3 protein-coding genes are annotated in these 1,374 nt (G+C 73.1%); all 3 read right to left on the bottom strand.

Annotated elements, in window-relative coordinates; all coding sequences use genetic code 11:
• The coding region (locus B8460_RS17530) for a dihydrodipicolinate synthase family protein (RefSeq protein WP_241771227.1) at nt 1-559 on the bottom strand (559 nt) is incomplete at its 3' end.
• Nucleotides 556-1,020 (bottom strand): YcgN family cysteine cluster protein, encoded by a 465-nt coding sequence (locus B8460_RS17525; protein WP_048862910.1) that lies wholly within the window; start codon nt 1,018-1,020, stop codon nt 556-558. The genes B8460_RS17525 and B8460_RS17530, both read right to left, overlap by 4 nt.
• Before the next feature lie 49 nt (nt 1,021-1,069).
• Nucleotides 1,070-1,374 (bottom strand): hypothetical protein (locus B8460_RS17520; RefSeq protein ID WP_199445687.1); only part of this gene is annotated, 305 nt, incomplete at its 5' end.

Raw genomic sequence — 1,374 nt, 5'->3', positions numbered from 1 at the left:
TCCGCCCGGTGAAATCGTAATCGCCGCTGCTGTCCTTGATGCCGCGCACCGTGCCGGGAAACGCCCGGATCAGCCGGGCGACGAGGTCGGGCGTGAACGGCACGCCGGAATGCTGCGGGAAATGATACAGATAGATCGCGGTGCCGACGCCCACGCGGTTGATCACCTCGCTGAACCAGGCGAACAGCCCGTCCTCGCTCGGCCCCTTGTAGAAGAACGGCGGCAGCATCAGCACGCCCCGGCAGCCGAGCGCCGCCGCCCGCCGCGTCAGGGTCACCGTGTCGGTGATCGACGGCGTGCCGGTGCCGGGCAGCAGCCGCGCGGCATCGACGCCGCGCTCGGCCAGCCCGTCGAGCAGCGCCAGCCGCTCGTCGATGCCGAGACTGTTGGCCTCCCCGGTGGTGCCCAGCACCGCCAGCCCGTCGCAGCCCTCGTCGAGCAGCGCGCGGCACCGCGCCGCCAGCATGTCGAGATCGACGCCCAGATCATCGCGCATCGGCGTCAGCACCGCGGCGTTGACGCCGCCGTACAGATGCCCGCTCAACAGTTGCCCGCTCACGACCGCGCCGGCCGCCGGCGGGGAAGCCGCCCAGGCCAGTCGGTCACGTGCGCCTCCAGCTCGCCCGCCTCGCGCTCGCTGACCACCCGGCCGCGCACCGACGCGCCGGAGCTGTGCACCGTCTCCGGATCGCCGGAGACCAGCGGATGCCACCACAACAGGTCGCGCCCCTCGGCCAGCCGGCGATAGGCGCAGGACGGCGGCAGCCAGTCGATCGTGGCGAGGCTCGCGGGCGTCAGCTGGATGCAGTCCGGCACCCGCCGCCGCCGCCGCGCATAGTCGCGGCAGCGGCATGTCTCCGTATCGAGCAGGCGGCAGGCGACGTTGGTATGCGCGAGGCTGTCGTCGTCGGCGTCGCGCAGCTTGTGCAGGCAGCACCGGCCGCAGCCGTCGCAAAGCGACTCCCATTCCGCCGCGCTCATCTCGGCCAGCGTCTTGGTCTTCCAGAACGGCAGGGTCATGCGCCGCACGCTAGATCAGCGGGAGGACCCTGCCTATGGGCGGCCGCCGTCAGTCGTCGTCGTCGCCGAAATACGCAAAGGGCGGGGTGAACCCGGCCGGACCGCCATAGCCGGGGCCGCCATAGCCGCCGAACATCGGGCCGCCATAGCCATAGCCATACCCGTCGGGCGGCCCGCCATGCCAGTCGCCGCCATGCCAGCCGCCGGGACCGCCCCAGCCGCCCGGGCCATGCCACCCGCCCGGGCCGCCCGGACCACCGTGACCATGCCAGCCGCCGGGGCCACCGGGACCGTGCCATCCTCCCGGACCGTGCGGGCCGCCGGGACCGCCGTGGGGACCACCGCCATGCCAGT

Source organism: Acidisphaera rubrifaciens HS-AP3, assembly GCF_000964365.1.
GTDB classification, from domain to species: Bacteria; Pseudomonadota; Alphaproteobacteria; order Acetobacterales; family Acetobacteraceae; genus Acidisphaera; species Acidisphaera rubrifaciens.
The sequence above is the reverse complement of the archived record's forward strand: the minus strand, read 5'-3'. Positions and strand labels throughout refer to the sequence as shown.